11 protein-coding genes are annotated in these 14,293 nt (G+C 37.7%); 5 read left to right on the forward strand and 6 right to left on the reverse strand.

From position 1 onward, the window contains the following. Positions 1-433: 433 nt before the first annotated feature. The 3 genes from AM499_RS11935 to AM499_RS11945 are packed head-to-tail and all read left to right on the forward strand — an operon-like array spanning position 434 to position 4,700. Positions 434-2,659, forward strand: coding sequence for an EAL domain-containing protein (locus AM499_RS11935; RefSeq protein WP_053590429.1), 2,226 nt, complete (start codon positions 434-436; stop codon positions 2,657-2,659). Between the two features lie 21 nt (positions 2,660-2,680). Beyond that, positions 2,681-4,315: a thiamine pyrophosphate-binding protein gene (locus tag AM499_RS11940; RefSeq protein WP_053590430.1), complete on the forward strand. Its 1,635-nt coding sequence runs from the start codon at positions 2,681-2,683 to the stop codon at positions 4,313-4,315. Position 4,316: 1 nt separating this feature from the next. Then, complete coding sequence (locus tag AM499_RS11945) at positions 4,317-4,700, forward strand: carboxymuconolactone decarboxylase family protein (protein ID WP_053590431.1); 384 nt, start codon at positions 4,317-4,319, stop codon at positions 4,698-4,700. A gap of 536 nt (positions 4,701-5,236) precedes the next feature. On the opposite strand, the gene AM499_RS11950 is transcribed toward AM499_RS11945, so the two are convergent. The 5 genes from AM499_RS11950 to AM499_RS11970 all read right to left on the reverse strand — a co-directional run bounded on the left by AM499_RS11950 (position 5,237) and on the right by AM499_RS11970 (position 9,105). Further along, positions 5,237-6,169, reverse strand: a complete 933-nt coding sequence (locus AM499_RS11950) for a transketolase family protein (RefSeq protein WP_053590432.1) — start codon at positions 6,167-6,169, stop codon at positions 5,237-5,239. A gap of 2 nt (positions 6,170-6,171) precedes the next feature. After that, on the reverse strand, positions 6,172-7,020 hold the full coding sequence (locus AM499_RS11955; RefSeq protein ID WP_053590433.1) for a transketolase: 849 nt from the start codon (positions 7,018-7,020) through the stop codon (positions 6,172-6,174). A gap of 85 nt (positions 7,021-7,105) precedes the next feature. Continuing rightward, positions 7,106-8,371 carry a PTS ascorbate transporter subunit IIC gene (locus AM499_RS11960; protein ID WP_053590434.1) on the reverse strand — a complete coding sequence of 422 codons (1,266 nt, stop codon included), beginning with the start codon at positions 8,369-8,371 and terminating at the stop codon, positions 7,106-7,108. A gap of 21 nt (positions 8,372-8,392) precedes the next feature. Next, complete coding sequence (locus AM499_RS11965; protein ID WP_053590435.1) at positions 8,393-8,656, reverse strand: PTS sugar transporter subunit IIB; 264 nt, start codon at positions 8,654-8,656, stop codon at positions 8,393-8,395. Next, on the reverse strand, positions 8,653-9,105 hold the full coding sequence (locus AM499_RS11970) for a PTS mannitol transporter subunit IIA (protein ID WP_053590436.1): 453 nt from the start codon (positions 9,103-9,105) through the stop codon (positions 8,653-8,655). The genes AM499_RS11965 and AM499_RS11970 overlap by 4 nt, the downstream gene beginning before the upstream one ends. A gap of 343 nt (positions 9,106-9,448) precedes the next feature. On the opposite strand from AM499_RS11970, the gene AM499_RS11975 reads away from it, so the two are divergent. Then, on the forward strand, positions 9,449-9,859 hold the full coding sequence (locus AM499_RS11975) for a hypothetical protein (RefSeq protein ID WP_053590437.1): 411 nt from the start codon (positions 9,449-9,451) through the stop codon (positions 9,857-9,859). A 427-nt stretch (positions 9,860-10,286) separates the two neighbouring features. Beyond that, positions 10,287-10,937 carry a nuclease-related domain-containing protein gene (locus AM499_RS11980; RefSeq protein ID WP_053590438.1) on the forward strand — a complete coding sequence of 217 codons (651 nt, stop codon included), beginning with the start codon at positions 10,287-10,289 and terminating at the stop codon, positions 10,935-10,937. Between the two features lie 535 nt (positions 10,938-11,472). On the opposite strand, the gene AM499_RS11985 is transcribed toward AM499_RS11980, so the two are convergent. After that, a complete protein-coding gene (locus AM499_RS11985; RefSeq protein ID WP_197275552.1) occupies positions 11,473-14,070 on the reverse strand; it encodes a bifunctional 2',3'-cyclic-nucleotide 2'-phosphodiesterase/3'-nucleotidase in 2,598 nt (865 codons plus the stop codon). Between the last annotated feature and the right edge of the window lie 223 nt (positions 14,071-14,293).

A 14,293-nucleotide genomic window follows, 5' to 3' on the forward strand; every position in this document is an offset into this window, starting at 1 on the left:
TTCTTGCATCAATCTAGTTAATTTAGAGATTTCTTCCTCTATAATCAGTATAAGCATCTAGTAATTGCCTCTGCCATTTTCGAAGTAATAGTCCTCTCTTAACATCAAAATTATACCAAAAATGAGATTCTTTTTTCACAGACTACACTATTAGTTATTTGAAACACAACTGAAGAAATCCTTTGAACTTCCAGATTCTTATTGAATTCTGGCCATAGATGTCAGGGGACAGGAGAACCTTCTACTCGTTTCCTCTGACATTGAATTTAACAATGTTTTGCGGTAAAGTTAGTACCATTGGGAATTCTTTCTATCGGTCGGTCATTTTGTATTAAATTAACCAGAGCGGAAACGAATTCCTTTTTACTATAAAAAATATCAACTCTTTTAGACTAAGGGTATAAATTATATATAAAGGTTTAAGGAGGAAAACATGAAAACGAAGGAACCGAACTACATTACAGAATCTAAGAGAAAGTGTATAGAGGCCGGGATGGATCCGAATGTGGTATCAAGACCAAAGACCTTTTTAAGCGAAGTAGAGTTTGAACAGAAAAGAAAATATTATAGCGAAATACTTTCAGTTGTGAGTTTTTTCTCGAATAAGCTACTGGATTCCTTAAAAGGTACTCCGATACTTGTTGTTGTTTCGGATGCAACTGGTTACCTTCTTGAAATTGAAGGAGATGAAACGATAAAGTCTACCATTGAACAATTCGGTATCAAGTCTGGCAGTCTATTCACCCAAGAAGATACAGGTACGAATGTTATTAGTCTATCGTTGCAACAAAAGCATCCGATCAGTATTATTGGAGAACAACATTATCATACGTTTCTTCATGACATTGCTTGTTATGGGACTGCATTTCACTATACCGATGAAAATAACTTGCTTGGTAGTGTATGTATCATGATGCCTATCCAGTTTCAGAATGAACTTTTCTTAACGATGCTAACCCAGGCAGTTGACTCAATCGAAAGAGAATTATTATTAAGAAAACAAAATAAGAAGCTTAATATTATGAATCAGATTATGTTAAGTAGAACAAGAAACGGAATTGTTATTACAGATGAGAAAGGGATCACTACCGAGTTTAATAGCTTTGCCCAAAAAATTTCGAATATTAGTAGAGATTCGGTAGTCGGAAGAAATATTCTCGAATCGGATCTAACGGGCGAATATTTTAAAGAAGTGCTTGAACAGAAAAAGATATTTAAAAATGAAGAAATAAAATTTAAAGATGACGCGGGCAACCTCATTGTCTGCCTGTTCGATGCACAGCCCATATATGAAGAAGACAATATGATTGGAGCCTTTGGTCAGTTTAGGGACATCTCAGATCGTTACATACTGCAGGAGAAGTATAACTACTTAGCCTATCATGATGATTTAACAAATCTACCAAACAGACGATATATAAATAAGGAAATAGAATCCATTATTAAGGAACTAAACGCTGGTCGCAATAGAACTTTAGCCCTTTTATTTATAGACCTGGATCGTTTTAAAATCATTAATGATAACTTTAATCATTCATACGGGGATAAACTCCTGATCGAGGTAAGTAAACGTTTGAGTGGTTGTCTTGGGGAAAAGGATATGCTCGCTCGAATGGGTGGCGATGAATTTATTTTCCTACTGAAAGATTTTATTGAACCGGATTATGTCACGAAAAAAGCGGAAGAGATACTCCAACTGTTGCTGCAACCTTTTCATGTCAGCGGAAAAGAATTACATACGACAGCGAGTATCGGGGTTGCGGTTTATCCCAACCATCCAATTACAATGGAACAGCTCATGGTTTATGCCGATAATGCGATGTACCAGGCAAAATCTCAAGGGAAAAATCGCTATGTCGTTCATACCTCCGAATTATTAGATGCAATGATGGACGAATACATGCTCGAGGTCGATTTAAGAAGAGCATTGGAGAATAATGAGTTTGTTCTCTATTATCAGCCCCAGATTAATAACGACACCGGTAAATTGGTTGGATTTGAAGCGCTAATTCGTTGGCAGCATCCTACGTTAGGTCTGATACCTCCAGGAAAATTTATAAAACTAGCAGAAGAAAACGGATTGATTACTCAAATTGGAGAGTGGGTCATCGATGAGGCCTGTACTCAAAACAAAAAATGGCATGATGCTGGAATGACACCTGTGAAAATGTCCGTTAACCTATCCACGCAGCAATTTCTTACAGGAAATCTCATACCATATATGGAAGATGTATTGAAACGTACAGCTATCGATCCGGCATATGTAGTCGTGGAAATAACCGAATATATGGCGATGGAGTACGACTACTCTATTCAAGTATTGGAACAACTAAAAGCTCTCGGTATTGGCATCAGTATTGATGATTTTGGAACAGGCTATAGCTCGTTCAATTATCTTAAAAATTTTCCAATTGATTATATTAAGATCGACAAATCCTTTGTGAGTGAATTAATGAACAATGAGAAAGATGCCATCATCGTAAAAGCAATTATCTCATTAGCACATAACCTTCATAAGGAAGTAATCGCAGAAGGTGTGGAAACAAAGGAACAGCTTGATTTTCTGAAAACTCATCAGTGTGATATCTCACAAGGTTATTTCTTTAGCAAACCACTTTCCGCGGATGAAATTGAGAAGATTTATATAGAACAACATTAATCATAGGGAGAGAATGACAGCATGAAAACTACTTCATCTGTATTAGTATCAAATTTTAAACATTGGGGAATTCATCATATTTTTGGCATTCCAGGAAAGGCAGTATCCCCTATATTATTCGAGATATTACACCATGAAATGGAATTTGTATTAAGTAAACACGAAGCAGCCGCAGGGTTTGAAGCTTCCGGCTATGCCTTGATGAATCAGAAAATCGGGGTCGCAGTTGGTACATCTGGACCTGGTGGGACTAACCTGCTTACAGCTGCCGGCCAAGCAAAAGCTTCTAATCTACCACTATTAATCATTACTGGACACCCTTCGATGAAAGATACTGGAAAAGCAATGGGACAGGACTCTAGCCTATTCGGTGCTGATCTTGTAGATATGTTTAGATCTGTTACGAAGTTTAGTGCACGGGTAGAACGAGGTGATATGCTACAGCCGTTCCTGCAGCATGCACTGGAAAAAGCTCTATCGGGTGTAAAAGGACCTGTGCATCTGTCCATCCCGTTTGATATTTTATTAGAAGAGATTGAACCATTCCAACTAGAGTTACCAGTATCCTATGAAATGATTTCACCTAAAGCGAGTGAAGTAATCGATAAACTGAATGTGGCCAAACGTCCCCTTCTATTCCTAGGAAAGGGCGTTCATTCGAGTAAAGCCTATGAAGAAGTTCAGCACCTTGCAGAGCATTGGAACATCCCTGTCATTACCACACCAGGAGGAAAAGGAGTTTTTCCTTCCAATCATACGCTTTCATTAGGTGCATTCGGATTGGGTGGTACCGACGAAGCAACCGCATACTTAAAAGAGAATGTTGACCTACTCCTAGTCATCGGCTCAAAGCTAAGTGATATGTCCATCGCTGGATTATCGGAAGCGATGTATCCAGAGCACATTATTCACTTCGATTATGACCCGACCTTTATCGGGAAATCAATCCAAGTACCAACTACTCCAGTGCTAGGAGATATCAAAGCGAATCTAACAGCTATTTTAAAAGATATACCGAAAACCGATAGCGAAGCATTTATAGCACCAATCGAGTCAATTCCGCTTGAAGATAATAATCCAGGAGAGCGCATGTCCGCAGTCCAAGTGTTACGAGCAATGCGTTACGCACTACCAGATGACGCGATTATTTTTGGAGACGATGGGAGTCACTCTTTTTACGGTATCAAACATTTTGACATATACAAGCCGGGGACTTTCTTCTTTGATGACATATTCGGTGCAATGGGCAACGGAATAGGCTATTCCATCGGCGCAAAACTGGCAGCCCCTAAAGAAACAATTGTATGCTTAGTTGGAGATGGTTGTATGTTCATGCACGGTACGGAACTTTCAACGGCGTACAATTATAACTCCCCTGTCCTGTTCGTCGTTTTAAATAATGGACGACTCGACATGGTGGAAAAAGGAATGCAAAAAATGATTGGCACATCTATCGGTGGTGTTTATGAGACTCCGCTCGATGTAACTCGTTTTGCGGAATCGATGGGACTGGAAGCATATACTTGTTATAACCCATATGAGTTAACCGATTGTATAAAAGAAGCATTACATAGAATCGAAGAAACAAACAAACCAATCGTAATTGAAGTATTAGTTGATGAAAACGAAATACCACCAACTATGGGGAGGCAGTAAGATGGAAAATAACGAACGATTCGAGTCCGGTTTACATGCAATGGAAGAATTATTTTCCAAAGAAGTACGGAATGGCATGGCAGGAATCAAAAATATTTCACCTGACTTTTGGGAAATGATTGTGTCCTTCGGATTTGGAGATCTTTACGGAAGAAACACACTTTCCCACGCACAACGAGAAGTCATCACACTCACAGCACTTATCACACAGGGAGCGTTCGATCAGTTGAAAGTTCACTTACAGGCAGCCCTAAATGTTGGGCTAACTAAAGAAGAAATTATCGAGCTCATCATGCACTGTGCTGGATACGTCGGTTTTCCAAAAGCCGTTCAGGCAATGGGGATTGCTGGGGAGATTTTTAAGGAAACAGAGCAAACACGGTAAGGATTAAGTGTTTCTATGTATTTTAGCTTAAAAAATAGTTTTAATAAAAAAGCAGACGAAGATTTTCTGAACTGCCCCATAAATGTTAGACACTAAACTAACATTTGCGGGGTGTTTTTTATGGCTAGAATTACAACTGAAGAAAAAATCAATATGGTATTACGTTATTTAGGAAGCAATGAAAGTTATCAGGAGATAGGAAGGGACTTAAAAGTCATTAACACACAGCAATAAGTGATAATAATATTCTCTTTTTAAACAACCCATTCTCCTCCTCTAGAATAATAGAAAAATAGAAATACACACCCCCTTTTCCCACTTTTATCTGAATATAAACTTTATTTCGCTAAAATCTTTGAAATCAAAGAAAAAACCGTTCCGACATGTCGGAACGGGAAGAAAAAATCCTTATTCTGTTAGAATTTCCCTTAGTTTTGTTTTATATCTATCTGGAATACCGTAAGTGAATCGTATGCAATTAAGTTGCTAGATATGAGTGTATTTCTTCTTTGATAGGGACGATATATTTCTTGAATTCATTTGAATCCCTCGTTCCACTTTCTGATGATTTGTTCTTTTATTTTTCCACTAGAAAGTCCATGTGCTTCTAATAACTCAGCATCTGTCCCACAACCAGAGAACGCATCAGAAACTCCAATTCTGTATACTTTTTTAGGTAGGTGTTCTGATAAAATTTCCGAAACAATGCTACCTAAACCCCCACGTATATAGTGTTCTTCCACCGTGACAACAAGGTGCACGGCTTTTGCACCTTCCAATAACAGTTCTTTGTCAAACGGCTTTATCGTTGGAAAATGTTGATGCGCAATAGAAACGCCATCGATTTTTTTAATCGCTTCAGACACTCGATACGTCATACTCCCTGTACTTACAACTAAGATGTCCGTACCTTCTCTAAGTGTTTTACCCTTTCCAATCTCAAAATCCAAATCGGCTAAAAAAGCAGGTATCGTTTCATCTCGTGTTAATCTTAAGTAGATTGGCCTTTTTGTTTGATACATGGCATTCATTGCAGCAATTGTTTCATTGGCGTCGCCAGGAGCCAGGACCGTCATGTTCGGGATTGTTGACATCATTGCTAGATCATCTAAAGCATGATGTGTTTTGCCTGTGTTGCTTGTCAGTAGTCCACTATAACTTCCTACTAATTTCACATCAAAATTTGTTTGAGCAACACTAACCACAATTTGATCGAATGCTCTTTTTGTTAGAAAAGTGGCAAAGCTGCATACCCATGGCTGAAGTCCAACGGATGCTAACCCTGCCGCAACCCCTACCATATTTTGTTCTGCAATCCCCATCTGTAGAAAAGAATCATTTGTTTCTTTTTCTACTGTATCAAGACGAGTAGAGTTTCCAAGGTCTCCATCTAATGCTAGAACTTTTGAGTCTTCGTTCGCTAATTTAGCCAAGTGCTTTCCAAATTGATCTCTTACACTTAATAACATACTTAGTCGAACCCTCCCTCTAGTTCGGTTAAAGCCATTCGGTACTCCTCATCATTTGGTGCTTTTGAGTGCCAATTATAATTATGTTCCATGAAACTGACTCCTTTGCCTTTTACCGTATTCGCGATAATTGCTTTAGGGAGTCCATTCGAGCTCTTCTTAGCAACCGTCAAAACTTGCACTAAATCCGCTATAGAATGTCCATCTACTTCCCATGTTTCAAATCCAAAACTATCAAATTTTCTTTTTGCCTTTTGTTCAGGAGGCTTACGATCCGTTTCATTTTTCCACCCATATTGTTGAAGCCCGTTTTGATCCAACACGACAATAAGGTTATCTAAGTTGTACTTTTCAGCAATATTGGCCGCTTCCCAAATTTGGCCTTCTTGGGACTCACCATCACCGATTAAACAATAGACATGAAAATCTTTTTTTAATCTTTTAGCGCCTAATGCCATTCCTACTGCGGTTGATAATCCTTGACCTAGTGAACCAGTAGACATATCAAGCGCATCTAATCGAGTCATATCCGGATGAGCTTGCAGTCGAGATTCATATTGATCGAAAGTTTTTAATTCCTCTTCTGGAATATAGCCTCTAAGCGAAAGTATTCCGTAAAGACCAAGTGCGGTGTGTCCTTTTGATAACACAAATCGATCACGATCCTCCCATTTAGGATTCGATGGGTCAATAACTAACTGATTAAAAAACAAAGCTGTTAAAATATCAGCACATGAAAGAGACCCACCTACATGCCCCTGTCTTTTATAATGAGCCGTAAATAAAATTCTTTTTCTCAGTTCATTTGCCGTTCTTTTTAATTCGTCGACCGTTTGGATAGAATTATTCAATTCATTTTCCCCTTCCGGAGTTATGTATTCATTAAGTTAAAAGTAGCCCTCTAATTGGATAAAAAAGAAGGCTACCAATAATATTTTAGCTAAATAGACTTGCAATGAATCCTATGATAATACCAATTACACCAAAGTCCGCATCACCGAATGTTGTATTCGCAAAACCAAGGTCACCCAACACTGGTAATAAGAAGGCAGGCAAGAAACTAATCAAGACCCCATTAACGAAACCTCCAGCAGCAGCTCCAACTCGACCACCCGTCGCATTACCAAATACTCCAGCACCTGCTCCAGTGAAGAAGTGAGGCACAAGGCCCGGAATAATAAGTGGTAAGGACAATACGCCTAAAACTGCCATACTAATAAGCCCACCAGCAAAACTGAAAAGGAAACCAATCATCACTGCAGTGGGTGCATACGGAAAGACAATCGGCACATCAAGAGCTGGTTTTGCACCAGGAACAATCTTATCTGCAATTCCTTTGAAAGCAGGAACGATTTCATTTAGAATCATACGTACACCGAGTAAGATAATACTTAAACCAGCCGCAAACGTAATACCTTGCATGATACTGAACATAATGTAGTTTTGATCACCAGCGAAATTAGACACTACATCCGAACCAGCTAATACAGCTAAAATAATAAAAATCGCTACCATTGTTAAAGCAGTGGAAATTAATGAATCTTTTAAGAATGACCATTTCTCGGAGATTTTGATATCTTCCGTGGACTTTTCTTTATTTCCAAACCACTTACCAATTAGAGCAGCAGAAATATATCCAAACGTACCGAAGTGTCCAATTGCAATGTCGTCACTACCTGTCACTTGCTTCATAAATGGTTGCCCTAGTGCTGGCATCAAGACCATGAAAAATCCTAATAGCAAGGAACCGACAATAACTAATGCTGCACCGTTTAGTCCTGCTGTTCCTAAAACTGCTGATAATAAGGCCGCCATAAAGAATGTGTGATGACCGGTTAAAAAGATATATTTCCATGGAGTAAAACGAGCAAATAAAATATTAGCAATAAATCCAAAACCCATAATGAGTGCTGTTTCCGCTCCAAACAATTGCTGTGCCAAAGCAACAACTGCTTCGTTATTCGGGATTACTCCCTGAATATCGAAGGCTTCTTTAATAATCCCTCCTAACGAATCGAGAGAACCTACAATTACCCCTGCACCTGCTCCTAAAATAAGGAAGCCAATAATGCTTTTTAGAGTACCAGACATAACTTTTGTAGAAGCAGCTCGTTGAGAAACAAGACCAATGAAAACAATCAAACCAACTAATACCGCAGGAATGCTTAAAATCTCATTCATTAAGAACTCAAAGAAAGCCATACTTCCATCCTCTCATTTGTTTTATAACACAGACTCCAATCCAGCTCTCACTTCATTGGCATCGGCAATGTTTTTAATACTAACGACTTTAACTTTCCCATCATTCAGCTGTCTGGCAAATTCTTCATTTGTAAAAATTATGTCTGCATAGGTACTAGATGCAGTAGTAAAGTCGGCTGTTTCTACATCTGCTGTAATACCTTTTTCCTTTAGAATTTTTTCAATGGTCATTTTCAACATCATACTCGATCCGAATCCCATTCCGCATACAGTTAATATTTTCATCGCTCCAGCTCCTCCTTTCCATTAAATAATGTCAGAACCTCCTGTAGCCCTGTTGCATTTTTTAGTTGCTCTATCGTTTTCTCTTCTGAAATCACCTCCGCAATTTTCCTTAAAATATTTAGATGGGATTCTTTATCCCTAGCGGCTAGACCAATTAATACCTTAAACTCTTTTCCAGGCTCAAAAGCTACTTCATCTTGTAAGTGAACAATACAAATTCCTTCTTCTTTAACACCATCTTCTGGACGAGCATGAGGTAATGCAACACCAGGCGCTATTAATATATAGGGACCATACTCTTTAATATTATTTATCATTGCCTCGACATAAGTCATTTCTACTTTGCCAGTTTCCACAAGCACTTCCCCACAAATCCTCACTGCTTCTTCCCAGTTTTTCGCCGAGACATTTAGTCGAATTGAATTTTCTTCTATTATTCTTCTATTCAATTTCATACTCCTTTGACAAATGATTGTATACGCTTTCATTACTGTTTTCAGCTAAGTTCTTTTTTCTCATATTGTATGTTTAGCTATCTTCAATAATGAGCACATTGAATAGCATTGAAAAAGAAAAAATGCTCACTTCTTATATGCTATTTTCCGTATTATGGATGATGTAGTTAAGAGGAAAGGACTATTACTTAATGTCCATTAAAGTCTCAAACAAGCTACACAATCTCCTCGAAAACTCAGAAAACCAATATTTATGAAATAACTTTTATGGTGTCGCGGTTTTCTTTAAAAGAAAAGTGGGTATTATAATAGAAAACCAAAAAAGGGAGTGTTGGAAATGGAAAGAGGAAGTAAACGTGCTTTTCTATTAGGTGGAATAACTGCCTTTGCGCTTATGTATATAAATAAAGAGAGTTCGAAAACAAAAATGAAAAACACAAAGACTAAAGCAAAATCCTATATAGATTCTCAAAAATTTAAACCAAACTTAGCAACGAAAACAGGCTTCTCCGACCCACAGGATCCAGATGACAATCGAATGGTTGAAGAAGGTGCTATGACAAGCGTTCAATACTTCAATGAAAACGTACAAGACAACAACTCTAAATCAGAATCGAAAAAAGCATACCCTAAATCACACAAGAAAAAATTACCTGAAACAGAAGAGTCATTGCCTGGGGATAATAATGATTCACCCGCTAAACAGGAAAATCATACGCAATTAGAAGGTACTACGCAGAAATCATAATTGAGAGAGTCCTTTGCTTAGGCAGAGGGCTTTTTTGTGTTTTACAGATTAATTTGGTAGTTAATGGCTGTTCGAGACAGAATGGACTGTGAGCGAGACAACTTATAGAACGAGCGAGACAATGATAACCTTGAACACGACAAACTACCTGTCTAAAGTTACAAAAGCTATTCGCTCCGGGCTATAATGAATGGTTAGGACTCTTTGCTACGTAAAGAGCTATTATTTATCGTGTGAGTTACCAGTAAATGGCTATGCAAGACAAAGTATGCTGTAAACGTGACAACTTATTGAGCGAGCATGACAAACATAACCTTGAACGCGACAAATCAAAGTTCCGAGGAGAAAAATAGACTTCACATAGTTTTCATTCCATTAGTAGATTCCTACCCACCTTTATGCTAATCTACTGATGAGGTGATCATTATTGATAGCGAAGCAATATGCAAATACACTACACGCAGATGCACTTGTTGCTTTCTCCAAACGACTACGCAAAACACATCCCAAATATAACTATATTCGTGACGAAATGATGCAAAAAGTCGCTGGTGATATCGGTGAAAAGGCTGTTATGAGAGAGTTAGAAAAACTGAAATTATCCCATATTTTTTATATTTTCCACAACCTCCATCTTTACTCAGAAATTAGTTTTCAAATTGATATCCTTATAATCTCCCCCAACTTTGCACTTATTTTAGAAGTCAAAAACATCTCTGGAGAAATTGAAATTCTCACTAATCCGAGCATACTAGTTCGAACAAAAACGAATGGTGAAAAAAATTCTTTTAAAAGCCCTATTCCCCAACTCGAAGAATACAAATACCAACTATCCCAACTTTTTAAAAGCTACAATATAAAAATCCCAATCTACGGCGCAGTCACATTTGCATTTGCGAGCTCTTATGTTAAAACTGCTCCAGTCGATACAGTTTTTTTATTAACAAATGAAATTCGGAATTTTATTAGAGAATTAAACACAACTAATTCTATCCTAACCAATGAAGAACTCGACAAGATTAAGAATTGGATTCTAATCAAAAACAGAGAATATAACCCTTTTCCATTAAGCAGATAATATTCTATAGATCCGTCAGATATTATCACTGGAGTAGAATGTCCTGCTTGTGCATTCATTGGCATGATAAAAGTGAGCAGAAACTGTGTTTGTCCAAGGTGTAGAAATTTTAGCAAATTAGCACACGAACAAACTCTAAAAGACTACTTTCTAATTTACAAAGATACTATTAACAATCAAGAATGCCGGAGATTCTTTCATTTACAAGACAAGCACGAAGCCACCAGGATACTAAAAAATAATAATCTAATAGTTAGTGGTAAATCTAGAAAAACTGAATATACTATGTCTCTACTAAGATAAATGCTATTCGACGAGTCAAATAGGTTTTATTTCGAGTATTCATTACCAGTAAATGGCTGTACGAGACAGACCACGCTGTAAACGCGACAAATTCTTTAGTAAGCGAGACAAACAACACTTCGAACACGACAAATCACCGTTCCAACGGGACAAATTCTTTTAATTGGAAGTTTTATTCTTTAGCGTGAAAAGCAAAAGCCTCTAAACCATCAAAAGGTTTAGAGGCTTCTCTTTATTTAATTGAATACTTCCCAAATCCATCGGTGCCTTCACCAATGTATTTGATATTACCATCTGCAGGGATTACTTTCTCAGCTTGTTTCGATGATTCAAATACTACGTTCGCATTAGCAGGTAATGTAGCGAATTTCCAGTTGCCGTCCGCAGTTGGATCGATTGTTTTCTCTGCTAGAATGTAGTCGATGATTGCTTGACGGTTTTCATCTGGATATATTTCGATAGCTGTTGCATTACGCACTCCTGGGAATGTTCCGTTTGCGCGATAGTTGTTTGTTGCAACGATGAATTCTTGTTTTAAATCAATTGGTTTACCATTGTATTGTAAGTTTTTAATACGAGATGCACTTTCATTTTTCAGGTTTCCATCTGCATCGTATTTTGCAGGTTGTGTAACGTCTATTTCATATGTTACGCCGTCAATTACGTCATAGTTGTATGAGCGGAAATCAGCGTTGATCAGCTGTTGCTCACCTGTTTTTGCTGCATCAATTTGATTAAATTGACCTGCTGACATTTCCAACCATTCTTTTACGTCTGCTCCTGTTACTTTAACAGTCGCAAGTGTATTGTCATATAGGTATAGATCCGCTACGTTTTTAATTGCCAATTCGCCTTTTGGAACGAATGTGTAGTATTCAGGATCACTTCTAGTTCCAGCTTTAAATGGTGCACCAGCAGAAAGCACTGGTAGGTTTTCATTTGCCGTACCTTTCAGTTTTGATTTTACATAAACTGTTTGAGCGTTTGTTACGATTTGGATGGATGGATCATCTTGCACTTGTGAGAAGTAGCTATGAATGTCTGCTGTTGTTGTTCCAACTGCTTTACGAACATAATTGATTGTACCTTCGTGCGCTTCTTTCACTGCATTTACAACAGTTTGATCCACGTCTGTAGCATCCTTCGCAATTGTACGAACTTCTGCTTTAGAAGTCGCTACTGACCACTTATTTCCTTTTTTCTCAAGTGTTAAATCAATTACACCTAAATGGCTACCGAATTTACCTGGCATTACAACTGGAACACCATTGATCGTTCCATTCGCTACATCAACATTCGTTAAAGAAGCGTCCACTTTTCCAGGGAATACTTGGTGAGCATGTCCAGTAATAATCGCATTTACACCTTTAACCTTTGTCAATAAATACGTAACGTCTTCTTCTCCAACTTCATGCTTCGTATCGCCAAGACCAGAGTGAGATAGAACAACGATTACGTCTGCTCCAGCTTTTTGCATTTCAGGAACGATCGCTTCTACAGCTTGAACAGAATCGTCGACCGTTAATTTTCCTTCTAAATGAGATTTATCCCATTTCAAGATTTGTGGAGGTACGATACCAGTAACCCCTACTTTAATCGTTGATTTTTTACCTTTTGTATCAACTACTTCTTTGTCAATTAATACATATGGTGTATAAGCTAATTTTTTGGTAGCTGCATCGCGGATATTTGCATTTACATAAGGGAAGTTCGCATCATCTGTTACTTCATCTAAATAATCAAGGCCATAGTTGAATTCATGATTCCCAAACGTTGCGCCATCGTATTTAAGTAATTCCATCGCCGTTACAGATGGATGCTCTTCTCCGTCAACGAGCTTGTCTACCGCTTGCTTGTAAGAACCAAGTGGAGTACCTTGAATTGCATCTCCGTTATCAAACAATAGGGTATTACTGTTTTCCGTACGTGCATTTTTGATTAATGTAGCTGTTTTAGCAAGTCCAAGGCTATTAGACACTGTATCTTTGTAATAATCATAGTTCACGATATTTGTGTGAATATCAGATGTACCTAAAATACGTAACGAAACTGTATCACCCTTTGGAGTTGAATCTACACCAGCTGCCTTCAGTACCGCCTCTACTCTTTCAAGTAAATCTTTCACCATTGGCAGGGCGCTAGTTGAAGGTAATTTATCAAGCAATGGCTTCATTGTTTCTAAAACCTTTACTGCTTCTTCTTTTTTACCAGCTGCCAATAATTTTTCCGCTTGAACTACCTTCATATAAATAGTTACAGGTACTCGTAACTGATCACGCTTTAAATCCGCTGGTTTTTTGTAATGCTCTAACAATAAATCTCTTGCTGCTTTACCTGTAATTCTATAAAGAATAGCCGTACGACCTTTTAATTGATAAGAAAGTTGATGGTATAATTTCTCTACTTTTGCCCAATCTTTTTCAGCCTCAGCCTTCTTGATATCAGCCATAATTGGGTTCAGATACTTGTCCGCATAATTATAAGCATCAATATAAGGAATAAGACCTTTTGCAATACTATCATTATATTGTTTGTTCAAATCTACTAACAAAGCAGCTTTATTTTTTTCTTTAGAATTAAAAATGGCATTTTTCGCTTTTTCGTAATTTGCTTTCGCCTTGTTTAGCGCAGGATATAAATCCTTACTTGTAGCTAGTTTGCCCTTTTGTGCAGACACTACATAACCATGAGTAGCTGCTTTCATATCTTTTTTTGCCTGATCCGCTAAACCTTGCATCGAGCTATTAGCAAATCCTACATTCGTAGAAGCCAACAAAGACGTCGCAAGAGCCGCAGCCACTACTGACTTTTTAATCGTATTTTTCTTCATAATTCCCCTCCTGTTTTTGGTTGTACAACTCTCACCTTATTACTCTATTTTCAGAATAATAAGACCCCTATTTAAAGATAATCTAAATCAATATCTACGACAATCGAAATATTATTAATTTTATGTAAATAGTTAAAATATCCCTTGTTATTTCTATCCATAAAATTTACATTATGTGGATTTCAGATATTATTACAGGGTTGTTACTGGTGCCAGGCACCAG

The organism is Bacillus sp. FJAT-22090, assembly GCF_001278755.1.
GTDB lineage: Bacteria > Bacillota > Bacilli > Bacillales_A > Planococcaceae > Psychrobacillus.

Coding starts and splice junctions, on each gene's coding strand:
- AM499_RS11935 (WP_053590429.1), top strand. CDS start 434: ATGAAAACGAAGGAACCGAACTACATTACAGAATCTAAGAGAAAGTGT.
- AM499_RS11940 (WP_053590430.1), top strand. CDS start 2,681: ATGAAAACTACTTCATCTGTATTAGTATCAAATTTTAAACATTGGGGA.
- AM499_RS11945 (WP_053590431.1), top strand. CDS start 4,317: ATGGAAAATAACGAACGATTCGAGTCCGGTTTACATGCAATGGAAGAA.
- AM499_RS11950 (WP_053590432.1), bottom strand. CDS start 6,169: ATGTTATTAAGTGTAAGAGATCAATTTGGAAAGCACTTGGCTAAATTA.
- AM499_RS11960 (WP_053590434.1), bottom strand. CDS start 8,371: ATGGCTTTCTTTGAGTTCTTAATGAATGAGATTTTAAGCATTCCTGCG.
- AM499_RS11965 (WP_053590435.1), bottom strand. CDS start 8,656: ATGAAAATATTAACTGTATGCGGAATGGGATTCGGATCGAGTATGATG.
- AM499_RS11975 (WP_053590437.1), top strand. CDS start 9,449: ATGGAAAGAGGAAGTAAACGTGCTTTTCTATTAGGTGGAATAACTGCC.
- AM499_RS11985 (WP_197275552.1), bottom strand. CDS start 14,070: ATGAAGAAAAATACGATTAAAAAGTCAGTAGTGGCTGCGGCTCTTGCG.